Source organism: Akkermansia sp. RCC_12PD, from assembly GCF_036417355.1.
GTDB lineage: Bacteria > Verrucomicrobiota > Verrucomicrobiia > Verrucomicrobiales > Akkermansiaceae > Akkermansia.
The window spans coordinates 2,317,123-2,340,808 of record NZ_CP143889.1 but is presented as its reverse complement, the minus strand read 5'-3'; the positions used below and the strand labels follow the sequence as shown (position 1 = coordinate 2,340,808).

At 44.8% G+C, this 23,686-nt stretch carries 28 protein-coding genes and 1 tRNA gene; 9 read left to right on the top strand and 20 right to left on the bottom strand.

The genetic code is table 11. From position 1 onward, the window contains the following. Window positions 1-87 precede the first annotated feature (87 nt). The 4 genes from V3C20_RS09955 (at window position 88) to V3C20_RS09940 (ending at window position 3,225) form a co-directional block, all read left to right on the top strand. Complete coding sequence (locus tag V3C20_RS09955) at window positions 88-882, top strand: tRNA threonylcarbamoyladenosine dehydratase (RefSeq protein WP_130083821.1); 795 nt, start codon at window positions 88-90, stop codon at window positions 880-882. Beyond that, the gene (locus tag V3C20_RS09950) at window positions 879-1,394 is read left to right on the top strand and encodes a hypothetical protein (protein ID WP_130083822.1); all 516 of its coding nucleotides are present in this window, start codon (window positions 879-881) and stop codon (window positions 1,392-1,394) included. The genes V3C20_RS09955 and V3C20_RS09950 overlap by 4 nt, the downstream gene beginning before the upstream one ends. 104 nt (window positions 1,395-1,498) lie before the next feature. Next, window positions 1,499-1,584, top strand: a tRNA-Leu gene (locus V3C20_RS09945). A gap of 339 nt (window positions 1,585-1,923) precedes the next feature. Continuing rightward, a complete protein-coding gene (locus V3C20_RS09940) occupies window positions 1,924-3,225 on the top strand; it encodes a site-specific integrase (protein WP_161982587.1) in 1,302 nt (433 codons plus the stop codon). Window positions 3,226-3,271: 46 nt separating this feature from the next. Here V3C20_RS09940 and V3C20_RS09935 read toward each other — a convergent pair whose 3' ends face one another. After that, on the bottom strand, window positions 3,272-3,625 hold the full coding sequence (locus tag V3C20_RS09935; protein ID WP_130083824.1) for a helix-turn-helix domain-containing protein: 354 nt from the start codon (window positions 3,623-3,625) through the stop codon (window positions 3,272-3,274). A gap of 791 nt (window positions 3,626-4,416) precedes the next feature. Between V3C20_RS09935 and V3C20_RS09930 the strand changes: the two genes are divergently transcribed. Beyond that, a protein-coding gene (locus tag V3C20_RS09930; protein ID WP_240043656.1) for an IS5 family transposase occupies window positions 4,417-5,177 on the top strand; the annotation gives its coding sequence in 2 pieces (ribosomal slippage) (window positions 4,417-4,759 and window positions 4,759-5,177; 762 coding nt in all). 73 nt (window positions 5,178-5,250) lie between these two features. Here V3C20_RS09930 and V3C20_RS09925 read toward each other — a convergent pair. The 10 genes from V3C20_RS09925 to V3C20_RS09880 form a co-directional block, all read right to left on the bottom strand. Then, on the bottom strand, window positions 5,251-5,571 hold the full coding sequence (locus tag V3C20_RS09925; RefSeq protein ID WP_130083825.1) for a hypothetical protein: 321 nt from the start codon (window positions 5,569-5,571) through the stop codon (window positions 5,251-5,253). 79 nt (window positions 5,572-5,650) lie between these two features. Then, entirely contained in the window at window positions 5,651-5,989 is a 339-nt protein-coding gene (locus V3C20_RS09920; RefSeq protein WP_130083826.1) for a hypothetical protein, read from the bottom strand. Next, window positions 5,986-6,306: a hypothetical protein gene (locus V3C20_RS09915; RefSeq protein ID WP_130083827.1), complete on the bottom strand. Its 321-nt coding sequence runs from the start codon at window positions 6,304-6,306 to the stop codon at window positions 5,986-5,988. Before V3C20_RS09915 ends, V3C20_RS09920 begins: the two co-directional genes overlap by 4 nt. A 32-nt stretch (window positions 6,307-6,338) precedes the next feature. Further along, the gene (locus tag V3C20_RS09910; protein ID WP_130083828.1) at window positions 6,339-6,686 is read right to left on the bottom strand and encodes a hypothetical protein; all 348 of its coding nucleotides are present in this window, start codon (window positions 6,684-6,686) and stop codon (window positions 6,339-6,341) included. Between the two features lie 82 nt (window positions 6,687-6,768). After that, entirely contained in the window at window positions 6,769-7,092 is a 324-nt protein-coding gene (locus V3C20_RS09905; RefSeq protein WP_130083829.1) for a hypothetical protein, read from the bottom strand. A gap of 270 nt (window positions 7,093-7,362) precedes the next feature. Next, entirely contained in the window at window positions 7,363-8,751 is a 1,389-nt protein-coding gene (locus V3C20_RS09900; protein ID WP_130083830.1) for a GYF domain-containing protein, read from the bottom strand. Window positions 8,752-8,765: 14 nt separating this feature from the next. Beyond that, complete coding sequence (locus tag V3C20_RS09895; RefSeq protein WP_130083831.1) at window positions 8,766-9,890, bottom strand: DUF4339 domain-containing protein; 1,125 nt, start codon at window positions 9,888-9,890, stop codon at window positions 8,766-8,768. A 39-nt stretch (window positions 9,891-9,929) separates the two neighbouring features. Further along, window positions 9,930-11,900, bottom strand: a complete 1,971-nt coding sequence (locus V3C20_RS09890; RefSeq protein WP_130083832.1) for a hypothetical protein — start codon at window positions 11,898-11,900, stop codon at window positions 9,930-9,932. 99 nt (window positions 11,901-11,999) lie between these two features. Further along, window positions 12,000-12,866, bottom strand: coding sequence for a hypothetical protein (locus tag V3C20_RS09885; RefSeq protein ID WP_130083833.1), 867 nt, complete (start codon window positions 12,864-12,866; stop codon window positions 12,000-12,002). 33 nt (window positions 12,867-12,899) lie between these two features. Continuing rightward, entirely contained in the window at window positions 12,900-13,115 is a 216-nt protein-coding gene (locus V3C20_RS09880) for a hypothetical protein (RefSeq protein ID WP_149873735.1), read from the bottom strand. Window positions 13,116-13,547: 432 nt separating this feature from the next. Here V3C20_RS09880 and V3C20_RS09875 point away from each other — a divergent pair, with 432 nt between their 5' ends. From V3C20_RS09875 to V3C20_RS09865, 3 genes are all read left to right on the top strand, one after another. After that, window positions 13,548-13,961 (top strand): hypothetical protein, encoded by a 414-nt coding sequence (locus V3C20_RS09875; RefSeq protein ID WP_130083834.1) that lies wholly within the window; start codon window positions 13,548-13,550, stop codon window positions 13,959-13,961. A gap of 43 nt (window positions 13,962-14,004) precedes the next feature. Further along, window positions 14,005-14,517: a protein kinase gene (locus V3C20_RS09870; RefSeq protein ID WP_130083835.1), complete on the top strand. Its 513-nt coding sequence runs from the start codon at window positions 14,005-14,007 to the stop codon at window positions 14,515-14,517. Between the two features lie 231 nt (window positions 14,518-14,748). Continuing rightward, window positions 14,749-15,627, top strand: a complete 879-nt coding sequence (locus tag V3C20_RS09865) for a hypothetical protein (RefSeq protein ID WP_130083836.1) — start codon at window positions 14,749-14,751, stop codon at window positions 15,625-15,627. A gap of 137 nt (window positions 15,628-15,764) precedes the next feature. On the opposite strand, the gene V3C20_RS09860 is transcribed toward V3C20_RS09865, so the two are convergent. From V3C20_RS09860 to V3C20_RS09820, 9 genes are all read right to left on the bottom strand, one after another. Next, complete coding sequence (locus tag V3C20_RS09860) at window positions 15,765-16,790, bottom strand: nucleoid-associated protein (RefSeq protein ID WP_130083837.1); 1,026 nt, start codon at window positions 16,788-16,790, stop codon at window positions 15,765-15,767. Further along, window positions 16,787-18,658, bottom strand: coding sequence for a DUF3732 domain-containing protein (locus V3C20_RS09855; protein WP_130083838.1), 1,872 nt, complete (start codon window positions 18,656-18,658; stop codon window positions 16,787-16,789). Before V3C20_RS09855 ends, V3C20_RS09860 begins: the two co-directional genes overlap by 4 nt. After that, entirely contained in the window at window positions 18,655-19,050 is a 396-nt protein-coding gene (locus V3C20_RS09850) for a hypothetical protein (protein WP_130083839.1), read from the bottom strand. The genes V3C20_RS09855 and V3C20_RS09850 overlap by 4 nt, the downstream gene beginning before the upstream one ends. A gap of 29 nt (window positions 19,051-19,079) precedes the next feature. Beyond that, window positions 19,080-20,342, bottom strand: coding sequence for a dsDNA nuclease domain-containing protein (locus V3C20_RS09845; protein ID WP_202975653.1), 1,263 nt, complete (start codon window positions 20,340-20,342; stop codon window positions 19,080-19,082). A gap of 348 nt (window positions 20,343-20,690) precedes the next feature. After that, window positions 20,691-20,858 carry a hypothetical protein gene (locus V3C20_RS09840; RefSeq protein ID WP_153816306.1) on the bottom strand — a complete coding sequence of 56 codons (168 nt, stop codon included), beginning with the start codon at window positions 20,856-20,858 and terminating at the stop codon, window positions 20,691-20,693. Continuing rightward, the gene (locus tag V3C20_RS09835; protein WP_153812579.1) at window positions 20,849-21,016 is read right to left on the bottom strand and encodes a hypothetical protein; all 168 of its coding nucleotides are present in this window, start codon (window positions 21,014-21,016) and stop codon (window positions 20,849-20,851) included. The genes V3C20_RS09840 and V3C20_RS09835 overlap by 10 nt, the downstream gene beginning before the upstream one ends. Before the next feature lie 27 nt (window positions 21,017-21,043). Then, complete coding sequence (locus tag V3C20_RS09830; protein WP_275124789.1) at window positions 21,044-21,178, bottom strand: hypothetical protein; 135 nt, start codon at window positions 21,176-21,178, stop codon at window positions 21,044-21,046. Continuing rightward, window positions 21,172-21,531, bottom strand: a complete 360-nt coding sequence (locus V3C20_RS09825; protein ID WP_130083841.1) for a hypothetical protein — start codon at window positions 21,529-21,531, stop codon at window positions 21,172-21,174. The genes V3C20_RS09830 and V3C20_RS09825 overlap by 7 nt, the downstream gene beginning before the upstream one ends. 32 nt (window positions 21,532-21,563) lie before the next feature. Further along, on the bottom strand, window positions 21,564-22,445 hold the full coding sequence (locus V3C20_RS09820; RefSeq protein ID WP_130083842.1) for a DUF932 domain-containing protein: 882 nt from the start codon (window positions 22,443-22,445) through the stop codon (window positions 21,564-21,566). Between the two features lie 804 nt (window positions 22,446-23,249). On the opposite strand from V3C20_RS09820, the gene V3C20_RS09815 reads away from it, so the two are divergent. Then, complete coding sequence (locus V3C20_RS09815) at window positions 23,250-23,372, top strand: hypothetical protein (protein ID WP_275669350.1); 123 nt, start codon at window positions 23,250-23,252, stop codon at window positions 23,370-23,372. Window positions 23,373-23,686 lie beyond the last annotated feature (314 nt).

The following is a 23,686-nucleotide window of genomic DNA, read 5'->3' as shown; positions in this document are numbered from 1 at the left end:
TCCGGCGCCATTGCAGTCACTCCTGAAAAGCAGAAAGGGCCGCTTGTCCCCTCCCCTGGCCTTCATCCCTGATTTACACACGACGCCATGAACTATGAAGCCAGATTCGGCGGCATAGGCCGCCTATACGGAACCAGAGGACTGGACACCCTCCGGAACTCCCGCATGGCCGTCGTCGGCATTGGAGGAGTAGGATCCTGGGCGGCGGAAGCGCTGGCGCGGTCGGGCGTGGGTACCATTATCCTGATGGACCTGGACGACCTTTGCATTACCAATACCAACCGGCAAATCCACGCGCTGGGAACAACCATCGGTCAATCCAAGACAGAAGCCATGGCGATCCGAATCAGGGATATTAATCCCGAAGCGGAAATCATCACGCTGGACAATTTTTATACGGAAACTAACGCGAAAAAGCTTTTTGGAACCGCGCCGGACGTCATTATTGATGCTATTGACTCCCTCTCTCCCAAGGCACACCTCATCGCCTCCTGCTACCGCAGCAAACATTCTCTCATCACCTGCGGGGGAGCCGGAGGACGGACGGACCCGTCCAAAATAGAAATTGCGGACCTCTCCCGGACGAAGGGAGACGCCCTGCTCTCCAACCTGCGCTCCAAACTTAAAAATGACTATGGCCTTCCACTGGGAGAAAAAAAACGCAATCTGAAAATCCCCTGCATCTTCTCCCAAGAAACGCCCGTCTACCCTACCTGTGATGGAGAAACCTCCTGCTCGCGCGATCCCGGCTTTCAGGGGAAAATGGGTTGTGACGCCGGTTTCGGCTCCATCACTCACATCACCGGCACCTTCGGCTTTTTTGCGGCATCATCCGCCATAAAAATGCTTCTGAACAAAAAAATACCATCAGTACAACCATGAACAAACGCCTGCTTCCCCTCCTAGGGGCCGTCATCCTTCCCATGCTCAGCCAGTGCAATTCTCTGGAAAAGGACATAGCCGCCATCAATGCCCGCAACATGGAAATAGCCCGGGAACCGAGGGGAAGCTACTTCGTAGGCCGTCGCTACCACGTACCGTCAACGCGCTTCTGGGGCTACCTGCGCCAGCCGGGCCAGACTTGGAGAACGGCCCAGCTCGTCATCATGGACGAAAGCGCCTGCCGCACGCCGGACCGGCTGCCGGAATATGCCGGGAATCCGCGCTATGCCTATGACAACAATTATGAATACAGGGTGTATGGCAAATACACAGGCAAATACGGTTACGAGCCCAACTCCAATTTGAAACTGCCCATCTTCAAGCCAACCCGGTTCGAACCCATCAACACCAATCCCGGCTGGCTCTTCAAACCCTCGGAAAAATATGACACCAAGGCCGTCACCCTGCGCCCGGCCATCATGCCCGTGGCAACCTCCCTCCCGGTCCGGTAAAAGAAGCTGCCTTTAAAAAACGGAACCAGCAGGATAAAAAAGAAGAAAAAAGCTTGATCTATTCGCTTCCGTGAGCTAAAAACTCCCCGCCTTAAGGCACCCATGCTCGGGTGGCGGAATTGGTAGACGCGCTAGACTAAGGATCTAGTGGTGATAAACCGTAGGGGTTCGAGCCCCCTCTCGAGTACCAACTGATAAGCCTCTTAATTTGAAAGAATTAAGGGGCTTTCCTTTGTCTAAATACCGAGCTGTCCAATTTAGAGCTGTTATCAAAAATAGGCACGAATTCGCAAAATTCGGAACACGTTTGGTAGCCATTGGTAGCCGAAATTGTTCTCCAAAAGCCACGTTTACAGCGGCATGTACAGCTTTGGATTTTGCAAGAGCATTTTTGAGAAGACATTTCGCATGATCCCCGTCATTTTCCTGTTTTTGAAGACTTCTTCCGGGAGTGACGGAATTCAGGACATGACCTGTCGTCGAAATATGCTACAAAGGGGCGATGCCCAAACCTTCTGTCATACGATGCGTGCTTGATGAACAACGCAAGGCTCAAAAAAGGAAAGCGGTCTACCGTGTTTCCATACCGGCTGAATTGTCGGAAACAGGCAAGAGGCAGAATCGTTATTTTACGACACAACGGGAAGGCAACGCCTTTGCCGTTCAGTTGAGGACAAGAAGAAATGCGGAAGGCAGCAGCGTGTTTCAAGTCTCTGCTTCCGAGGCGCAGCTATTCCGGGAAGCACAGCAGATTCTGGAACCTTATGGCCTTGATGTCTTTGGGGTCATCAAGGAGCTCGCTCCTCTTTTGGAACAGGTGAATGACGTAGCGGAAATCAGACGTCTTGTTCGGATGGGGATGGAACAGGAAAAGAGAGACAGCAAATCCATTCCTTTTTGTGACGCCGTATCAAAATTGCTGGAAGTAAAACAGCACGTCCAAAAACGCAGAGAAAGCACACTTTCCCAAATACGTTACATAACGGGACGCATCGGCAAATGCTGTCCGGATTTTGCTGTGACGCTCCTTTCTCAGCTGACGACGGACGACTGCCGGAAGATGATTGGCAGGACCTTCAAGCCGGATAAACAAAAGAATGATGCCCGGAAAATTCTCAGCAGCATCTTCAACTTCGGAATCAAACGGAAATGGTGCCATGAAAACCCGGCGCAGGCTCTTGACATCATTGCCATTCATGAACACGAAATCCATCCCCTGACTCCGGAAGAAATTGCAGGACTGTTCCAGGCTTGCCGTCCTCCGACAAGAGAGGAAAAAGGAATGCCCCGGACAAGCCGCAAAACGGTAGAGGGAGCGCGTCTCGACCTTACCTGTTGCTTGGCTCCTCTGGCGATCATGGCATTCGCCGGGATTCGTCCGCAGGAAGTAACCCGGCTGACCTGGAATGACATTTTCCTGGATACCCCGGAGAAAGTCATCAAAGTACGAAGTAGAGCCTCCAAGACGGGAGGAACTCGACAGGTCAACATCTGTCCGGCATTGGAAGCGTGGCTGCGCATGGCGCCTCATCAGGAGGATGACTCCATATGTCCGCCCCAGTGGCCCGTTCGATGGGCCGGTCTTCGTTACAGAGCCGGGTGGGATGCTAATGGGAAACGCTGGCCTAACGATGCCTTGCGCCATACCTTTGCCAGCTACCACGTCCTAATTCATCGGAACATTCCCCAGCTCCAGCTGGAAATGGGACATTCCAGTTCGACTCAGATCATGCACCGCTACATGAATCTGTCTGGCGTGGATCAGGAGATGGCAGAGCGTTTTTGGAATCTCCTTCCGGAAGGAGATTTTCAAAATTGCCAGAACACATGACTGTTCGTCTCGGTTTATAAACCTGGGGGACGGCTTGTCCCCTCACTTATCTTTTAGCCTTTTTACAGGAAAGAATCGAAATAGACGCCATGAAAGCGTCAAATTCGGCAACATGATACTTCTGGACGCCGCCATGCAGGCGAATCATCCTGACATGACCTGAACTCACGGCTTCTGCCAGTAACCTGCAAATGGTCGATTTACTCGTATCGTAACGCTTGGCAAGAGTAGCCTGACTTGCCCAGACGACAGAACCGGATTCAGTAGCCTGTCGGGTAAGAAGAACATCCAGGCATTCCCGAATGCCCCTTAGTTCTTCAATGATGTCCTCAGCAGAGACAAAAGTACCTTCTATGATTTTCATATTCTTTTTTATTTTATTTTTAGAAAAATCCATCATGACTCGAATTTTTGTTGGACTTTGTCCAACAAACCGGTAGCTTGAGGATATTATGTGGTTGTGTGGTACTGGATTGGTGTTGGTTTAGGGGGAGATTTTGTTGACTATCAACGCATTATCATACAAAAGGTGCGTCAACGCTTTTTGCCTCAAAATCTTACATTCGAGGTTCTTGCTTAGTAATATCAATTACAGAATGGTGGTTCATATTTACCCCCCTCTTCCATTGCGTCTGCTATTTTTGAGATATATTTTTTGATTTTATATTATATATTTTAGATAATCAGGAAAAAATACAGAAAGAATACTGTAAATATGGGATTTTTTATTATTTGCTTCCTCTGCTCCTATATGTTTCCACCTCTCCCCTCACGGGAGAAGATGACAAAAACCCGTCAACTCTTTGTTTCCCTTTGAGAGAGCATCGAATGTTTATCGTTGAGAAGAGGAATTCGAAGCGTCGAATTTAAGAACAAGGTAGTTTGAGAGAAAATTCTTGAGAATGGGGTTATCCAAGTTTCTGTGGTTTACAGTTATCTGATCCTTGTAGTGTTTGAACAGCACTTTCTCAAATTCCGGGGCATTTTCTATTATTTAAGGAATACTAAAAATATCAAGAATGAGTGTAAATAGCACGAGCAATTGATGTGACATGCTCATGAAACACTTTTCCTTCCTCTTAATGAATTTTTATAAATATTCATTAAGAATATCTTATGTGCTAGGCTCAGGACTCGTTAATTTCCAACATGGTTGATTTCTGCTACATTACATTGAAGAAAGCAATCAGCATGAGCAAAGACCTGTATTATCTATCGCCAGCACAACTTGAACGTATACAACCTTACTTTCCTCTATCTCACGGAGTTGCCCGGGTGGATGACAGAAAGGTACTCAGCGGAATCATTTACGTGATTAAAAACGGCCTCCAATGGAAAGATGCTCCCAGTGAATACGGTCCCTACAAAACTCTCTACAATAGATTCATCCGGTGGAGCCGCATGGGAATCTTCAATAAAATTTTCATGGAGCTTTCCCGGAAAAACGGATCCGTAGAACAATTGATGATTGATTCTACTCATCTCAAGGCTCACCAGACAGCGGCCAGCCTGCTTAAAAAGGGGCTCTATCCCGGTGTATCGGACGTACAAAAGGAGGGCTCAACACCAAACTGCATGCAGTTTGCGATCAACAAGGCAAACCCATAGCCCTGGCGCTGACTTGCGGACAGACCAGCGATTACAAGGGAGCTGCCATGTTATTGGATCATCTCCCTCAAGCTTCATGTCTGCTTGCCGATCGGGGATATGATGCCAGCTGGTTTAGAAATGCCTTGCATCACAAGGGAATCACCCCCTGCATACCTTCCCGGAAATGTCGCAAGAAGCCTGTTGATTACGACAAAATACTTTATAAGCAACGCCACAAAGTGGAAAACATGTTTGGGAGAATCAAGGACTGGAGGAGAATTGCCATGCGCTATGACCGATGTGCCCATACCTTCTTTTCTGCCATATGCTTTGCTTGTTGCGTTATCTTTTATCTTAATTAATGAGTCCTGATCCTAGCTAAGAAAAATCAACACCCGGAGCAGGTAATTCTGCTCCGGGTGTTGGAGATGGGTGTCAATACCCAATAGATTTCAAATACTCGACTGTATCGTCCGCTTCCAAGATAGATTTGAGGAAATCCTCATTTTCTGTCTTAGGTGCAGGAAAATCCTCCGGATGCTTGATCCTCTGTTCCCTGAGACGCCCAGCGAGTAAGTCTGCTACAGGCAGGCAGCTTTGCTTAGGGGGATCAATTATAATTTCACTCTCACATCCGCAAGGATTAGGTTCTACGGCAATGGCGTAGAACAGCGTTGGAACTAATAGCAGGCTCAGCACCCACACAGTGATCTTGGCACTCCGGGGCCACGGTTGTTTCATTGGTTTGTCTTTCATAATAAGAATCTCCTTTCGTTGAGTTGTTCAAAAGCAACACTCCCGCCACAGAGGCTGCGCCGGGAGTGTTGGATCGAGATTACAATTCTCTTAACGTTTCTTGTTGGATCTGATCTTTTTGACGTATTCGCTGCCGCAAGGCCTCTATGGTTTTCGCGTCAAGCTCGTCCATAATGTTGAACTTTAGTGGTGACACTTGTAGTGGTGGCACTTCTAGTGACGCTTCTAGTGCAGTATAATATAACACAGCAAATCCAGCTAATAGGATACCCAGCACCCAAACAGTGATTTTCGCACTGCGGGGCCATTGTTGTTTGATTGGTTTGTCTTTCATGATAAGGAATGTCCTTTCGTTGAGTTGTTCAAAAATCACCACCTGCTGAAGCCGTTCTTCAGCAGTTTGTTGTGATTGATTCATTTTTTGACTGGGTACTTATCCGACCATATATGTCGATAAGTATCTGCCAGGCCGAGTTTGCGATATAAAACCTCTTGCTGCCTGAAATATTCTTCTGTTGGAAATGGTGGATCAGTACAATTCTGCTTTATCTCGATACCCCAATTACATATATCGTTCTTTTCTTTCAGCTCGACATTTGCATTCGCCAATTCGTCTGTAATTTGTTCCAGCTTGATGTTACGATGAGCCGTCTCTCCCGTGCAGGCAAAAACGGCACAGAACGCCACACCCAGAACCCATACTGTAATCTTTGCACTGAGGGGCCATTTATTCATTGTATCTTTCGTTTCTACAGATTGATTTTAATTCATTTTTTGACTGGATACTTATCCGACCATATATGTCGGTAAGTACCTGCCAGGCCGAGTGTACGGAACCGATCCTCCTGCCGCCTGATATATTCTTCTGTCGGATGTGTAGGATCAGAGGTATTTAGCTCTGGCTCGAAAACCCAATTGATTATATCATTCTCTTTTTTCAGCTCGATATTTGCACTCAAGAGTTCAGCTGCTACTTGTTCCTGCTTGATATTGCGATGCGCCATCTCTCTCCAACAGGCGAAGCCGGCAAGGAGCAAGATGCTCAGTACCCACACAGTGATTTTCGCACTCCGGGGCCATGGTTGTTTCATTGGTTTGATTGGTTTCTCTTTCATGATAAAGAATCTTGTTTTTTATCCTCCTCTTCGATCGTGACTGGTCTGTTATTCATTATTGCTTGCTTTTCTTGTGGACCTATTAAATTGCTATTTGTAACCATATAGGATTTTTTTCAGGAACATGCTGATATTCATAGATGTCCCGATCTGCCTGATTTGTAAAGCAATGCCAGACAATGACACCAGTCGCTAAGAGGATCAGCAAGAGAAAGAAGGCAAGCACCTTGCTCCTTCTCAAAAGAACAAGCTTGCCGTGAACATGGGGAATCACAGATCCGCACTCTTGCTCTATACACCTGAGAAGTTCATCCTGATAGTGTACAGTAGTCCTTTCGAGACAAATGTCCGGCACCTCCTTGTTTTTATGATCCTCCTCTTCGGTAATGGATGGTCTGTTTTTCATTGTTGTTTTCCTTGTTGATGACATGCGTTTCTCCGGCAGGAGCATACGGCATGGTATAAAATAAATTACCAGAGTTACGGACTCCTCCAGAGTGATGAGGTTGGACAGCCATTGCTCCACTTTGGGGAAGGAACTTGAAAGATGGATGATGCCAGTTGCTAAACCGCCGTACTTGAGGAGTGTCCTCGCTATTGAAATACAGCATCCTCCTGCCTGTTGACAAAAATGGCTCTGGTGTATAGCGGGGGCACAGCATACCGGTACATGCTTCTAGAGGTCGATTTTATGCTCCTTTGCCTGCCTGACTTGGATCAACCCTTCATTGAGAAGTAAAAAGACCATACACCAACAGATGACGGCACATATCCCATATTTGCATAAGACCAATAATTCCGACTTCATCAACAAAGGACTGTTCCAAAACATGTGAAGCCCTATCGGGATAACAGCAATTCGCCAAAAAGAGGGCTGAAGGATAGGGGGAGTGCTGTTCTGCCGTTGTTTCTTCATAGCAAGCCAGAATGCCCCTGCCATAATTGCCGACCAGGAAACATGAGCAAAGGGAGCAAGAATTCCTCTCAGTACCGCCGTGTCTAATGGATCGGAACCATATTCAGTACTCATGATATAACCCGCTGTTTCAAAACCAGCAAAACCGGCGCCTACAGCGGCTCCACACAACATGCCGTTTAAAATTTGTCCATTCAGAAAGAATTTTCGGGCAAAGAAAATGACAACAATAAGTTTTGCGAGTTCTTCAATAGGACCGGCCCAGTAAGCAGCCCTTGGATTACCGGAAAGATCGTTCAAAATCAATGTAACAATCAAAGACAAAGTTCCTCCACCTAACACTAGGACGATAATCGAATACCACGAGATGTTCCTTCTGACATTAAATTCCGCAAACAAGACAAGAACGGAAAAGGGCACTGCAAAACTTATGGCAAACAACAGCCCTAAACTAGCCGCACCAGCAACAACAGGACTGTTATTAAATGCCTCAAGCATGCTTAGGCACCCGATACACATCAACAGGGAAAGGCCGAGAACACGGATGAAAATCCATGGCGCGGGCCAATCCGTAGATATTTCTTCCAATGAGGGGGTAGATTTCGACCCGCCTGACGTAAAAAAATCTATCCTTTCCTGCTCCGGCCTGCGACGAAACATCCCCTTGAACATGCTTTTCAAACTGAACTTTTCTATGGGAGAAAGCCCAGTTAGAGATGACAGCATTCGGAAAATACTCCCCCAAAAGGAGCTGTCCCCCTGATGGCTGCTGATAAATTCTCCCACTCTCACCCATTCCGTCATCCCTTCCTTCCACAGGAAAGCCGCAGGAGAAAGCTGCCCGGTGTGGTACCAGTTGCTTATTTCCTTCAACGTATATGGCCCCTTTCGACTTTCTCCTCCCGATGAAAGAAAATAAGACTCCTCCTTCTTCCCCTGCCTGGAATCGTCTGATGCATCCGTTTGTTGTGGATGCGGCTCGGCTTTCTGTTTCTGAACTTCGCGAAGAGGAAGCCATGCTGGCATTCCTTCCGTCCATACCAGATCATCCCCGCTGATTCTACGGGAAGCATACAATTTATCTATCTTCTCCCATGGGAACGGCCCCATTTGAGTTCCGTCCGGTAGCTTGATCAAATAAGACTTCATCTTGCTTCCTCTTTCTATGAAGATTTCCTTTTCCTTCCTTGAGGACGAGGAAATGACTGAATAATTCTTTCAGTGTACCAGAACACGGCGATCGGCCATGGTAACCAAAGCCAGGAAAGGAGATCAAAAAAGGGTCGAAATTCAGGTAGAAATCCATTGGTGATGATGCAGCTTCCGAAAGTGAGTTGAGTGAATAGCACAAAGGCAAACATCGGCCATGCTTTCAGTCTAAGTTTGGTTTGCTGAGAGACGCGGGCAAGCCAGGAGGCATTGTCGACCAATCCTACAAAGCAGACATACATCCAGTACAAATGAAACACGGGAACGAACAACAGCCCCACGGCCTGCCCCGCTGAGGGGATGCGACGACCATATTGGGTAATTGCCTGTATGCATTTCCACGCCTTCCACGTATTAATCAGTAATGAAATCTGTGCATACAGAAAGAACAATACTCCTATGCCTAAAATCGTTAATGAGAACTGGGCATAACCGGCATAAGTTGCTGATGCTATAATAATCAACAACGGGGACAAAATATACAGCATAGTCATTACCCAGAACGCTTTCATGTTATACTCCTGCCCAGAGAGAGTACTTCTTTCGTCCTGTAATGGAGGATTACCATATGAAGTGCTTTCTCTTGATGGTGACGATGTATTAGGTATGGGTGACATTTCCGGCATTAAACGAGAACTCTCGTTGCCTTCACTTGAGAAAGATGGAATATTTCCTTCCATAACTCCTCCTGAAATTTCAGGAGAAACAGGCTGTTGAGAATTTTTTCCGATTAACGTTTCAAGTGGCTCCCATGAGGATGCGCCCCTCTTGCAGCAAAGAAGGTTTCCGTCCAATCGACCATTGCGATACAGGGCTTTAATTTGTTCTTTGGTATAAGGGCCTTCGGTTTCTCCATCCGGCAAAGTAATCAGGTAGGAGGATTCATCCATATCCTTCCGGGATTTATCCTGCAACGCGCTTTCGGCAATGTCCGAATATGTGCCCCATTCAGAAGACTGAATTTCACGAATACGGGTATCAGACCGTATGGAGCTCTCCTCGTGGAGAACTTGAAGCACATGCTCGGAATAGGGGCCTTGCTGATTCCCGAAATCGTCGCAAATAAAATATTTTTTCATCTTTGATCTGAAAATTGAGTGCTGATATTCATGATCCTTTTATAATTTTTTGCGCAATCTACAAAAAATTCCTAAAGGAACTAAAATCAAGAGACACAGGAAAATGAACGAGAAAGTCATCCCGGAAAGCGGACTGGGATCCGTGTCCTTTGAAATGCCAAGTTTCTGATAAATATCTTCGGGGCGATCCATAGAACCACCCATAATGAGGCTTCTCGCTTTGATAATGTCCCGGGCTCGTTGCCTGCAGGCCGGAGATAAATTGGGGCTATAGGTTTCCTTTGAAGTAGCTATCATTTTGTCAACCTCTTCCTCCCATGAATAATCTCCCATTTCCATGACTGAGGGTAACGAGGGAAAGGCTCTGGACAAACTGGGATGATAGGCTGATCCCTGTCCTGCTTTGTTCGAAAGAGCCCGGTATTTGGCCATATCGGTCAGGTACCCGCGCATGGCAGGATCAATGTTTCCTTTATCGGCATAGGCTGCTTCAGCGGCTCTTGCGATCGCTACCGGGTCGGTAGACGTCTGAATGACGTTCCTGTACTTTTCATCAATTCCTTCCAGTGCCTGCGGATCAGGAGAACCCAAGGTTCGGTATATCATCCGGTTGGCATCGGTATCGCTCATGTACTGAACCGGCGGATTGACCGATATCGCAGGCTGGTTGGGAACTGTTGACGGAGATGGATTGGAAGGAGCTTTTGCTGCTTCCATTTTCTCCTCTGCTTCTTTTCGTTCTTCCTCCTTCTTACGCGCAATCTGTTGAGCTCGTTCCTCCTTTTCACGAGAGATTTCTTCCCGCCTTTCCCTCAGGCGTTGCTCTTCTCGTTCTCTTTCTTCCCGAAGCCTTTCTTCCTTCTCACGGGCAAGTTGTTGTTCCCTCTCTTCCTGTTCACGAGCAATTTCTTCCTTCCGCCTGTCCTCCTTTTCCTTAGCTTCTTCAAAGCGGCTTCTGAAATCAATCTCTCCATCGTGTGATTCGGCAATCGCTGTCACAGCAAGAGCCAGGTTTTCTGCGTCCTGAGGAATGTCCTTATACAGAGAACAAGCCAGGGTATCGCTTTGCTTCAATGCCTGAAGAAGTTCCCTCTTTCCGTTGGAAAGAGCATGTTCCGCATTCAGGATGACCTGCCTTGCTTTCTTACGTGCATTATTGGCCATATAGGAGTTAGGTTCTCCCGTCAATGGGCTCGGCCTCATGGCATCCTCCGCCTGGCGTTCATATTGTTCCGCTTTGGCCTTGGCTCCGGCTTGTTGCTGCAGGGCCTTCTTGTAGGAAGACTGCGCGGTAAAAAGTCGTTTGATGGATTGAATGAGCTGCTGTGCCTGATTCTGCCCTGCGGAATCCATAGACTTTTTGTTCTGTTCCAACCTTTTGACAACTATCCCGACTCCCTCAGCACTCCCGCCACTCATTTCCTTCAAGGAACCGTCTGCGTACGGTATTCCGGATTTTTCTTCTCTTTCGACAGAACTGGAATCTGTCTCAACAGTATGATTGACTGCCTCTTTCCTCCTTTGTTCTTCTTTCAAGCGGCTTTGCTTTCTCTTCTCCCTCAATTCGGCCTGCTGTTGTTCATAAACGGCTTTTTCCATCCAAGCGCCGTCAACAAAGTACTTTCCGGAATCATAGTTATCCTGGTATTTTTGCAATTGCTTCAGCCATGGATCGAGAATGGCGGAAGATTTCGGGAAGCGTTTCCGAAATACGCCCATCTCGTATTTTTGCTTCAAGAGCATTTCATATTGAGTCGAATCGGAGAGTTCCTGAGGAAGACTATTGGGAATATCGATGCTCCAATAGAGATTCGCAGGCAAATAGATATCTTTTCCGTTGACGTTGAATACCCCTTCGTTTCCACTCAACTTTCTCCTGCTGTATGTTGCGATTTTGGCCATGGAGTCCTCATGGAAACCTTGATCCTTCCATGCGACGATACCGACTCCTTCACAGAGGAAGGCTGAAAAAACTGATAATCCGATGAAGCAAAAGAAAATGTTCTTCACAATGACGAAGGGTTAGATTAACTATTGTTTTCTGTGAGTTATTCTACTTATATTTAAAAGTTGATATGAAAATTTGTTTTAATAAATTACATTATTTCTCTAATGATCTAATGCCGAAAGATCTCGTGTATCAAATCCCACAAAAAGTAACATATTTAATATTTCTGTTGGAGATGTATAGGAATTATCTCTGTTTTCAGAGTATTTTATCAATTTTTCGGAAACATCCCTTTTTTCTATATTTGCGTCAACACCTGCAGCAATCAATAATTTAATAAATTCAAATTTACCATCATTCAAATTTTCACTGAATAAAGGAACAGATCTGTGAACTAGTTTTGAAGGAATCAATAAATCTTCATCGATGGCTGTAGCCAGAGCTGTTTTAGGGAAATAGTGTTTTAAATAGTGATATTCAGAATCGCTTTGTTCGCGTACTTGATTAGGATCCGCTCCACATAATAAAAGAGCAACCGACAAATATTTTCCTCTTGAATCTATTGCAGCTCTTAATGGATATGATAAATTGGAATCTGCGCCCTCTTTCAATAATGAATAAATAATATTCTCATATTCAATTCGAAAATCTTTATTCCCATTTCCCATTTTTACAATTGTATGTGTAAGTAAAGTACAATCAGAGGAATACACATAATCAATAGATTTTTGGTTATTGACAATTTCTCCTAATTGGCTAATAATCCATCGATCAACTTTTCCTCCTTTCATTTTTAAATCATCATATACGGACCTTAGTGATGAGGCCTTCTCTATTTTTTCTTTTGCTGTGTTTATGGCATTTTTTATATTCAGTTCTTCCCCTATTTTCATTCGGAAAGAACGATATGGGAAATCCTTCTTAGTAATTTTCTCAAATGCAGAATTATCGTATCTGTGATTTGTAAATCCTATAATAGGTAAAATGATTAAAACAATAATTGATATAATGATAATAATTTTTTTCATGGAAATCAAAATTTAGGGCTATTTTTTAAGAATTTACAGCCTCTGCCCGTTTGTGCGGACAATGCCCTTGCCGCCGCAGTTGATGCAGGTGTTGTTGCCGAACTTGCCGCTTCCATTGCAGGTGGGACACACTTTGACTCCATTGCTTTGTTGGCATTTCAGACCTTCATGAGGAATAGGGGCGGTGTTCGAGATGGACAGACTTGCATGTGCAAGTAAGGCACAGCAGGAAACTGCTATCAGAGCCATGAGAGTGATACGGATTGTTTTCATTGTCGTGGGTTCCTTTTGGTGGGATTAGCGGGATGCGGATTGGAGCGGATGTACGACAGTGCTTCTTTCCGGGATAGATGCCCTCTCTCTGCTTATCGCAATGACAATCTCCAGAAGTACCTGCCGAAGGGTAAGGTTACGGGAGGCCATACGCTTCAACAGATACAGTCTGGCTTCATCGCTCAGCTTCTCGAGCAATTCGGGGATATCACACTGCATACTCGCCATACGGATATTTTTTATATCGTTTTAGAGTGTATTGTCAAATAGTATTATAGCTATAATGGAAGAAAAGATATTATCCATCCGAGAAATCTAGCTCTCAATCTCTTATTCTATCTGCCTATTTCTCTGGCATTCATGGCTTGGATGTTGACGAACAATAGCAGGAAAGCTAATATCTCTATCATGAGTTCAGACTCCAAACCACAGACGGATTTGAAAGCCGACGTCAAGCGTTGGCTCAAGGCTCGTGGACTGGACTACAGGTGGCTCGCACAGCAGTGCTTCGTCAGTGAAGTGACTGTCTACAACTGGATGGCCAAGAAAAAGATTCCGGAGGTCAAGGAGCACATCATCCGTTCCCTGATGATGGAGATGCCCGTGACGCTCCCGTCCGTGAAGGTGGAAACAGAGTCCCGCGTGATCCTTCAACTGCCGCCGGATGTCCAGGCGGCCCTGGAGCGCAAGGCTCTCGACAGCAAAATGACGCTGACCGATTTTCTGGCGACAAAAATCAATGAAATCGTTCGTGAAGGTTCTCCTGCTTCTTCCCTTGTCGATGAAATCGAGCACGAGGAATTCTCGGAAGACAAGGATTGATTTCCTCCAAGCTGATGGGGCATGATTGAATCGTTCATCCGCCATGCACGAAGCACTCGTTTCCCTCCCTTCCGCCCAAAAGGTCGGTCCCTACGTGATCGAACGTGTCCTCGGTCACGGGGCGAACGGCATTGCGTATCTGGCCCATGACAAGACGCTGGACAGAAAGGTCGTCCTCAAGGAACACTATCCTCAGGAGCTTTGCACCAGAGATGCCGACTCCCATTGCCTGATTCCCCTGGATGAAGACACGGAACACATCTTTGCCGAATCCGTCAACCAGTTCATCAGGGAAGCCCGGCTGATTGCTTCCTTGGAACATCCCTCCATCATCAAGATACACAGGGTATTCAGTCTTTCGCCCACAACCTGCTTTTATGTGATGCCTCTTCTTGAGGGTGGAACCCTGCGGGATGTTATCCACTCGGGCAAACGCATTCCTCCAAGCTCCATCATCTCATGGCTTCAGGCTCTGGTCTCGGCTCTCGACTGCCTGAACCGGAATCACATCGTCCATCTGGACATCAAGCCCGGCAATATCCTTTTCACAAAATAAGGACAGCCCGTTCTGGCCGATTTTGGCACCGCATCTCAGCGCCCTCCTCATGGCACAGTCAATATACTGGCACACTCTGCGTACTCGGCTCCCGAATTATTTACGGAAAACGCTGCCCCCGACATACGTGCTGACCAATACTCCCTTGCAGCGTGCTTCTATGAACTGGCGACCACCTGCCTCTGGAAAACAATATCCGAAGAAATTGGCGACGCACAGGCTCAAGAGCTATTGAAATCATTGGTTCAAAAAGAAAAGACGCTGGCGAGTATTACACCATACCTCATCCAAAACCTTTCCATAGAACGGGACGACCGTTCACCCTCGCCGGAAGCGTGGTTGTCAGGAATGAACCATGCTCTCCATCGAGAGCGCATCCACAAACTTCGGTACAGAATTCTGGCCCTCGCAGGCGCAACGCTCGTCACAGGAGGCGCCCTCACATGGGGGCTCTATGAAACAGGACTCCTGACGCAGGAAATCCAAAAAACGCCTGAAGATATACTTGTAGAGAAATTGCTTCAGGAGCCTGAAATAGAGCACTTCAACCGAGCCTCTCGGGAATTCCACGATTATTACAGTCGCATGTTCCTCAACTTGGCACAAAAAAAGGAATCCTCAACTCGTAAAACGCTGGAAACCATCGCCGCAGCCAAAAGTACCGACGAACTGGAGCAAATCAAACAATCATGGCGCAAACAACAACAATTTGACAACATGACCCTGCTGGCGGCGGAACGCGTGTATGCCATCAAGGGAAAAGGCATTGCTCAGCAATATAAACACCTGACTTCACCCACATGGTTTCAGCGTTGGAAGCAAAATCATCCTGCCTCCTGTTCCGACGATATCCTCCAGCCGTTATCCCCTCAGCTCCTTTCAAGGATATTCCCTCATCCCCTCCACAATCCTTCCTACCTCAGCGAAAGCCGCCTACGTATCAACGCCGCTTCGAGCAAAATCACCCATACTCTGGAGAAAAAAGCCCAGGACTTCGGCATCTATAAAACCACCTATCCAGATGGCACCCCCCGCGATCCAGCTATTTCGGGCAAGACGGATTTGGAAATGACGACACAACAAAATAGTTCCTTCAAATTAAATAGGTAAAAAGATATAAATCCAAAAAAATCAACACCTTCTATTTATCGTATGGAAACCTATAAACACACAAGCCGTATGCATACCGTCCTTCAACTCGCCGGTAGTGTTCCAGAATCCGTGACTCGTCAGAAGTGTTATTTATATCAGCGATAGTACAATTTAATATAGTTCTTTCTTTTTTCTTTGTCGTATCCTTGTTCTATATCGGTCGAAGGATCCAAAATTTTCACTTCGAAATCAGAGCCAAGTTTTATAAGATTTGCTTTTGTAATAGCTTTTCTCTTTGCTGCATTGGATACACAAAGAAAAGAATCTGAGATTTCTCCATTTCTATTTTCATAGTCTCGTCTATAGTTCGATAATTGATTGGCAATTTCGGCATCTACAGATAATGCAGAAAGCATTTCGGAAGTATTAACCATTACACCATCATTCTGTAACATTAAAGCAACATTCCGAGCAGCTTTGGCTAACTCAACTGTTTTTTCGGGATACTGTTTTGCTATTTGATGGATTGCAGATGAGCAAAAAGATGTTATATCTCTCGTTAACTGAAAGTCATTAACAAGTTTCTTTGCATAAAGGAAATTATTAGTCCAATAAAGTCCATCCATTCTAATTGTTGATGTATCAACGATAGATAGGATATAACCATCATCAGGTTTTGTATTGAGAATAAAACAACCTTTATCTATATGCTTCGTACTAATTCCCACTTGAGGAACAATAGAAAGGTTACCATTTTCATTGGCAACTGTTAAGAATTTGTCTTTTATTTCTGTTTTCAATAACAAGATACCATCTACAGAATCATCATTAATGCCACAATCTGTTAAATAGATTACATAAAACTCACCATTTTTTATATTGGGATGAATGCTTTGATCATACAAGTGTCGAGCCAAATTATTGGACTGTTTGACAAACTCATCTTCCTTTTCGAAAATGGCTTTGATAAACCGATATGTCGGATTCAAATCTAAAGAATCAATGCAGTCAAACTGACTCAAAACCTCAAACTTAAATACGTTCTTGACCAAAATAGTCAAGAAATCTACTGCAAGCGACAGATCTTCTACTTCAGTAGCAAAAGTAATGCCTTCACCGTCGGCCTTATTACCAACCATTTGCACGGTGGCATATTTCGGAATTCCTAATCTAATATTCATTTTTTCTCGTAAATATATTTAGGGACTAATCCACCATTTTCAGTCTTGGAAAATTTCCTAGCTGTATGGTAAAATTCTAGGTTCTTCCAATACGATTCATCAGCATGCTCAATCAAAATGATTTGGAAATGCTCTCCGAGCTCGCCAATCATTTCATTCATAAAGTCATTCAGCAATCGGAATGCCTTCGTCAATTGTCTCCTGTCATCATTATTGAGGATATCTTTATCAGCGTAGTAGGGCATACTCGGCTGGTCTATGAAAAGAAACGAACCAACTTGTTCAGAATGATGAGACTTTATTGACTTATGAAGTCCAAGGAAGAAACAAAGATGCAAAAACATATAGTTAGACTTGCTACCAATGTTACGGATGGGGTAATGTTCGCCATTTTTCAATAATGAGATTCTACGGTTCTCATCGTCATACAACATGGTAGAATCTGGGTAAGAGTCCACCATACCATTTGGAGATTGAAAATACTCGTTAATAGATTTATTCAATTCCACCTTTACGTCATGTGGCATCAAGTGGATTTGTCCAAGCTGAGAATTTAAGGCAGTTAATTTAGAAATTTTAGCTTCTTCAACACTTGATTGATAAGTATCTGGATTAGGCTTTTTTAAATCTTTTAGACGATACTTAAGGCTTACCGCTTGGTTCACCCATTTAGGGTTAGCAATCGTTTTACGAAGAGTGGAAAAATGTCTTAACTCCTCTTCAATAGTAGTAAGTTCCTTATTCAATTCATCATACCTTGAATTGAAGTCTGCCGGTAATTCCGTCTGAATAGGATTCTCTTCCTTGATTTGAATAAGCTGTTTCTCCAATAGCTTAAGAAGTTCAATTGTATCAGACGAGCTTACAACCTCGTCGATATGATTCTTTATATACTTAATCGGTTTTAAGCTGTCCTGTACTTTTGCGCCTGAGTTCTTATTTCTCTTCATCTCTGATAACAGAGAGTCATAGGTATTCAGAGTTGCTTTAATCTGGTCTTTGCGATTTTTCAGACGTTCTAATTTTGTAGTATCTTCATCATTTTTGATTAATTGGTCATACTCAGATATGGTATGCTGAATATAGCGTCTAAGTTCTCCTGCGTCCTCTTGTAGAAATAGATTATCAGGAGAAACCAAATTAAGCTGGAACGCCTGTTTGTAGATAGAAATAAGACTTTCCTTATATTCTCTTTCAACGACTTGCGCCTTAAGGTGATTCTCTTGATATTGCTTTAAATCTTTTTCTGCTTTTTGAATTTTGTCTTCTATTTCTCTACTATTATGACAACGAATTCCATTGGCGTATTCCAATGCAAAATTAAGAAAAGAGTCGAAACTCTTGTCAACGAAGAAGGCAGTGTCGAAATATGTATTTGCAGATGAAATAATATCTTCAGTCAAGTAGTTGAGCGGAAGAAAGTGTCGAAATGACATAGGGATATTCTTTCGTCCCACTTTTTTATTATGATCTGGAACCTGAAACATCTCGGAAAGCAAAACTTTCATTTCACCCACCGAATGAGTCGGAGTATACGGGATTGGGTATTCTTTCTGTTTCGACCAATGCACATCTTGAGTTCCTGTCCCCAAATGAGGAGCTTTCCTTATAAGAATATAACTTTTCCCATTGAGATAAATGTTTATACCATAATACTCAACATTTTCATTAATTATGTTTTCAACAATTGTTGGAGCATCTGACAGAAGACAATAATCAATAACTCCGAGTATAGATGATTTCCCAGTAGAAGAATCTCCGGTAATTACATTTATTTTATCTGGCTCAAAGCGATACGTTATCGCGTTCTCTTCATTTTCAAGAAAACCCTTGAACCACAATCTTATGCTTGCAATATATAAATTCATAGCTGTATATTAAATTTGCGATACATATCTTTAGCCGAAAAATTATGGCATATTTCAAATAAATGCTCTGCTTCACGTAGTATTCTTTGCAATCTTTTACTTTTGAGATTCCCTTTTGGAAATTCTTTTTGCGTTGATTCAATGTAGTTTAAATTTATAACTATATAGTCAGACTGCTTTAGAATTACAAGGGCATTTATAAAATATGGTCCAAATGCTGTGATTTTACGAGTGAGAAGAGCATGAGAGCAAACTCGACTAGTACATTTTTCTAAATTAACGGAATCGTGTATTATAAGCCTAAGATTATCATCAATTAACAAGGTGCAAAAAAGATATAAGGTCGCAATATCCAATTTTTCAGTTTTAAGTAATTGGACAATACAGGCCATGAATATCATTTCGTTATTATATATTCTATTCATTTCTTCTTAAATTTATTTTCCCAATCAAGATGCCAACCTATAAGCGGCAACTCAGGAATAATTGCTGTTGAAGAATTGGAATAGTAGTAAATACACCCTTCGCTAACTTCAGATCCTAAAGAAGCGTCAGCTAACTTAAAATCCTTTTCTCGTAATTTATCGACGGTGTTACATCCAGCTTCGTATAAGTCCTCTTGTCTTGGATTAGGAGGGATATTACGGTGAGCAGAATGATGAAACGTACGCCAAGCCGAGCAAACATCTTGAGTTAATTTATCAATGTCATAAGAAATCAAAGTATTGTCATCCCAATGATCATGAAAATTGTTATGGAATCGAAGCCAACTAGTTGTTAAAGCCGCAATTCTATCTGTATCATCTTCTTGTGTATCATTAACTGCGAATAATTGTTTTATGAACAACAGTTCTCGAGGGTTTCCTTCGAAATCCCGGTAACTATAGTCTGTTCGAAAATGAAGCTTCTTACGCCCTATATCAAGGATGCTCTGATATTGTTCTGCAAAAATAGCTCCAGTAAATGACACGGATTTACCTGCCAAAATGTTATCAATGGCATTATCTTTTAAACTACTCATCAGATTATTATAAACCCAATCTATGCGGTTTCGATTTAAGGCGAATCGACTGTACATCAGTTCTTTTATGTCTTCCTTAAGTATATCTGAAGTTGTTGATACAGAAATTTTACCAATAAAATCAACTAAGTATGGCTTATTCAAAAGGTCTGAAATTATTTTAGATACGTCAATGCGGCTCTTTTTAGAGCCACTTACCCCGGAAGCATCTCCTTTAGACCTTTTGGACGCTTGTATTTCTACTATTGCCGACCTAAGATCCTCAATAGAATGCGTTATCTTAAAATTCTCAATTGCCTTTATGAAAGCATTTTCGGAGATTTTTTTATTAGTCACTAATTGAAATTCGGTATTTTCTAAAAAATCGGATTGTTCCTCTATTAACTTCATCCAAATAGAAATAGTCTTCCATAAATCTATATCACGGTTACTTAAAGACTTTGTTTCTCCACGAGCATTTTTTTGCACACTATGTTTGACTTGGTAAAGGATTAGCCTATGGTCTGACTGTTCGCCAACATCATCGTGTAATTCGAAACTAATAGTTGTGGATTGGTCCAACGACTTTAATAACATCAACACGAAGTAATCCCACTGATACTCAAATGCCACAAAAATATCTGCGGCCGAGCGCTTGTTTTGTTCTTGAGAGGGGGTACTCATAGTGAATAAAAATACTATTAAAGGTGTGTCACATGAGAACATGTGAAAGGTAACTTTTCCATTTTTGCGCTACTTTACTACGTAGATTTTCCTTTTTCAAGAGTATACACCCAAAAAGTACGTTTTTTTTCAGGAAGCTCCACAAAGAGAAATCGTATCATTCGACGTATTGTTTACATTTCGGATGTAATATAACGTATAATGCGATCTGACAGCTAAAAAAGAGGAGCCTGTTGGGACTGCCTCTTGAACGCCCTCCTCAGACAACATATCGTCTTAGAAGGCATATCTCATCGTTGGGCGATGAGGTTGTAAATGGCTTGGAGTAATTGCGCTAGGATCATGGAATCAGCGGGGCGGATGTTGAGACCAGGGATCTTCCTCCTCTTCTTCGTAAAAGGAAGGAGGACGAGATCCGCTCCTCTGCTTGTTCCGAATGAACTCGCCGACTTTGTCGGAGGCGTAGCCCAGCAGGATGCGGGTGAGCTCGAACAGGATGATTTTGATCATGGGCATGGCGGTTGTGAGTGGGTGACGGCGTCGACGAGGATTTGCTCCAAAGCCTGGACAATGGCCTCGGCGCCTTTTTTGTACACGACGACGGCGAGCAGTTTCCCATTGTGATGGAGAACCGCCCAGTAGCGCGTGTCCTTGTATTTGACGATGTGATACATGGTTCCGGTGTCTGGATGAATGTCTTTTCAAAAGAGGCAGAACCACAGAAGCAGCCCTGCCGTCATCAAGCCGAAGGCCAGCACGATTCCCCATTTGAGGAGAGCGAACAGCCACGGGAACAGGAACCAGCCTGCAACGGTCACGAGGAGAAAGGTCAGCATACGGATGAGGGGTGATGATGATCTTCCTGTTCGATGATTGTCCGGGAGCCGGTTGATGCCGGAGTATTCCTGCCGGCCAGCCGGATGTTGCCCAGATAGGAGGCCCATTCCAGCAGGGCTATTCGCCCGTCCCAGGTGGGATGCCATGTGCGGGGGAAGACAAAGGGATCGTCTTCCCCCGTTTGGCAGATGAGCAGCCCGCGGCGTTCCAGCAAGCGAATGATTTGCCTGACCCGCCCTCGTTCTTCCGAGTGGAAGGAGCCGATCAGTTCATCGCTCGTTTGCCCGGATACGGATTGCGTGAGGATCAGGACTGCGGCTTGCGCTCCCGTCAATGAGTAGGATGGATTCATAAGATGTTTCCTTTCCTGTTTTTTAACTACGCTCAGGCAATCAGTCCGCAGACGGAATCACACAGGCCGTGCAGAGCCTGGCTCCGTTTGGCGACCACATGCGGGTTGACGGCCTTGAACTGCTCCGTGAAGGCGTTGAACAGGCTCCAGACGGTACGGGATCGGAATTCTTCATGAAGCGGCTCCCGCCAGTACCGGATGACTTCCGGCAGGACGGTCGGCGTGATTGCTCGGCAATCAACCGCGCGGATCAGGAGATCGTGGGCGGCCTTGTCCGTCAGCCTTTGCTTTTTGTAGGCGGCAATCCGTTCGTCTTCACGATGGAATTGTTCCCCAAGCCTGCCGACGGCGCGGGAGGTCATGAAGCGCAGATCCCGCACGGCGAACCTCGTATGTTTTCGGGAGAGTTTCACTTCTCCGTTGAACGCGAGGTTGTCGCAGACGAACACGCGCGTTCCCATGACCAGGGAGGCCGGGAAGGTTTTGTCGTGGGAGTTGCGGATGCCGACAATCCACGAGTAGTCGCCGGGGCCGTCGTCGGGCCGCAGGATTTGGAGTACGCCAAAATACCGCTTTCCTTCATGGCTGAGGGCATGGGTGGTTTCTCCGATGCCGAAGCCGTAGGCGGCGAGCTGGGATTCCACTTCCTTCAGCAGGAAGTCATGGGGAAGCGGGAACCACGATTCCGTGCAGGACGGGGTTTCCACATGGGAAAGCGTTCTCCTGTCGACGACTTCGGCCCCGCAGTGGAGGAGAAGCCCCTTACGGAATACGGTTGGGGGAACGACCGGAGCCGCTGCCGGTTCCGGTATGATGTTTCTCTGCTGGAGGTGGGCTGCCTGTCTGGTATCTTCCAAAGGCAGGATGTGCCGGGCTGTCGCCGGATGGTGAGGCAATGCGATAATATTGTTCATATTGATGATGAAATATGGGTTGAAACGAAAACACCCGCTTCCCTGCGAAGGGAAAACGGGTGTTGAGGAATGAAGTCAGAAGCTGAATGCCTGCCTTCAGGTCTATATAACGGGCAGCCATTAAAAATTGCTGTCTATCGCCAACCGTCTGAGTGAATAGAAGGATGTCGGGACTGTTATCCTGAACTTATGCGGTACTTGTCCGCAACTTGTTCGGCGCAGCATCGTTTCCAAACCTTTCTCTCAAAGAAAAGTTTCAAAATCATAAAATGATTGCGTAAATATACTGTTTGTGTGTATTTGCGCAATCAAATCACGCAATGGAAGGACTAACCGTCAGATCCCGAATACAGGAACAGGCAATGCCAAGAGGATTTTTGTCTGGAGAGACAGGTCGTCATCAACTCTCCACACTGTCGTCCAGCCGCCATGTTCTCAGATAAGCCACTCATAGCATAGCCAATCCAATAACTCTTTTAAAAGAAACCGCTCTTAAGAGAATGAACAAATTGTTGGCAAATTATAACAATTGATTACATTTTGTTCATCTTCATGCTTGTTATCAAATCGCACCAGGAGGAGAAAGGAAACAGTGCCTAGGAAAGGGAACGTCCCCGCATTTTCGTCCCAATCTCACGGGAATAGCATGCGCGCGGAAGACTCTGTAATGTAAATATCGCATTCTTCTTCCTTCCGCAGATGCTCTACAAAAAGTTCCTATTGAGGAAATATCCGGATCTCGTCAGAAAAGAAATACACCTTCTCCTTGTGTCTCTCCTCAGGATACATTCCGTAATAGGATTCATGAAACCCACCCAAGACTTCCATAGCCAGGCGAGAGAGCCGGTCGTCGGCAAAATTGATCCAAATCATATTTTCCCTGCTTACGCCGCTCTCCGCCAACTGCTGCATGATGGCCTTCCATGAATGTGGACTTGCCCCCGCGCCTTACTCGCATGCAAATGTTTGCCTTGCGCGGAAGTGTTTCGATGACCAAATCCCGGAGACTTCCAGGCTCAAGAATTCTTGACCGTGATAAAGAAGTATTGTCATTCTGACTTCATTCAAGTCAGAATGACAATAAAACAAGACTTGAGCCAAGACAGAATACGACTCCTTTTTGTACGCGATGGAAACAGATTTCATGGAAAATATGATTCCGGTAATCTATTTCTCGACAATTTTCATTTCACAATAGGAACCAAGGACGCAGCAGATAAAATAAAGTCCTTACTTGCCCT

Coding starts and splice junctions, on each gene's coding strand:
- V3C20_RS09955 (WP_130083821.1), top strand. CDS start 88: ATGAACTATGAAGCCAGATTCGGCGGCATAGGCCGCCTATACGGAACC.
- V3C20_RS09950 (WP_130083822.1), top strand. CDS start 879: ATGAACAAACGCCTGCTTCCCCTCCTAGGGGCCGTCATCCTTCCCATG.
- V3C20_RS09935 (WP_130083824.1), bottom strand. CDS start 3,625: ATGATGGATTTTTCTAAAAATAAAATAAAAAAGAATATGAAAATCATA.
- V3C20_RS09925 (WP_130083825.1), bottom strand. CDS start 5,571: ATGAAAGACAAACCAATGAAACAACCGTGGCCCCGGAGTGCCAAGATC.
- V3C20_RS09920 (WP_130083826.1), bottom strand. CDS start 5,989: ATGAATCAATCACAACAAACTGCTGAAGAACGGCTTCAGCAGGTGGTG.
- V3C20_RS09915 (WP_130083827.1), bottom strand. CDS start 6,306: ATGAATAAATGGCCCCTCAGTGCAAAGATTACAGTATGGGTTCTGGGT.
- V3C20_RS09910 (WP_130083828.1), bottom strand. CDS start 6,686: ATGAAAGAGAAACCAATCAAACCAATGAAACAACCATGGCCCCGGAGT.
- V3C20_RS09905 (WP_130083829.1), bottom strand. CDS start 7,092: ATGAAAAACAGACCATCCATTACCGAAGAGGAGGATCATAAAAACAAG.
- V3C20_RS09900 (WP_130083830.1), bottom strand. CDS start 8,751: ATGAAGTCTTATTTGATCAAGCTACCGGACGGAACTCAAATGGGGCCG.
- V3C20_RS09895 (WP_130083831.1), bottom strand. CDS start 9,890: ATGAAAAAATATTTTATTTGCGACGATTTCGGGAATCAGCAAGGCCCC.
- V3C20_RS09885 (WP_130083833.1), bottom strand. CDS start 12,866: ATGAAAAAAATTATTATCATTATATCAATTATTGTTTTAATCATTTTA.
- V3C20_RS09880 (WP_149873735.1), bottom strand. CDS start 13,115: ATGGCTCTGATAGCAGTTTCCTGCTGTGCCTTACTTGCACATGCAAGT.
- V3C20_RS09875 (WP_130083834.1), top strand. CDS start 13,548: ATGAGTTCAGACTCCAAACCACAGACGGATTTGAAAGCCGACGTCAAG.
- V3C20_RS09870 (WP_130083835.1), top strand. CDS start 14,005: ATGCACGAAGCACTCGTTTCCCTCCCTTCCGCCCAAAAGGTCGGTCCC.
- V3C20_RS09860 (WP_130083837.1), bottom strand. CDS start 16,790: ATGAATATTAGATTAGGAATTCCGAAATATGCCACCGTGCAAATGGTT.
- V3C20_RS09855 (WP_130083838.1), bottom strand. CDS start 18,658: ATGAATTTATATATTGCAAGCATAAGATTGTGGTTCAAGGGTTTTCTT.
- V3C20_RS09850 (WP_130083839.1), bottom strand. CDS start 19,050: ATGGCCTGTATTGTCCAATTACTTAAAACTGAAAAATTGGATATTGCG.
- V3C20_RS09845 (WP_202975653.1), bottom strand. CDS start 20,342: ATGAGTACCCCCTCTCAAGAACAAAACAAGCGCTCGGCCGCAGATATT.
- V3C20_RS09840 (WP_153816306.1), bottom strand. CDS start 20,858: ATGCCCATGATCAAAATCATCCTGTTCGAGCTCACCCGCATCCTGCTG.
- V3C20_RS09835 (WP_153812579.1), bottom strand. CDS start 21,016: ATGTATCACATCGTCAAATACAAGGACACGCGCTACTGGGCGGTTCTC.
- V3C20_RS09830 (WP_275124789.1), bottom strand. CDS start 21,178: ATGCTGACCTTTCTCCTCGTGACCGTTGCAGGCTGGTTCCTGTTCCCG.
- V3C20_RS09825 (WP_130083841.1), bottom strand. CDS start 21,531: ATGAATCCATCCTACTCATTGACGGGAGCGCAAGCCGCAGTCCTGATC.
- V3C20_RS09820 (WP_130083842.1), bottom strand. CDS start 22,445: ATGAACAATATTATCGCATTGCCTCACCATCCGGCGACAGCCCGGCAC.
- V3C20_RS09815 (WP_275669350.1), top strand. CDS start 23,250: ATGAAACCCACCCAAGACTTCCATAGCCAGGCGAGAGAGCCGGTCGTC.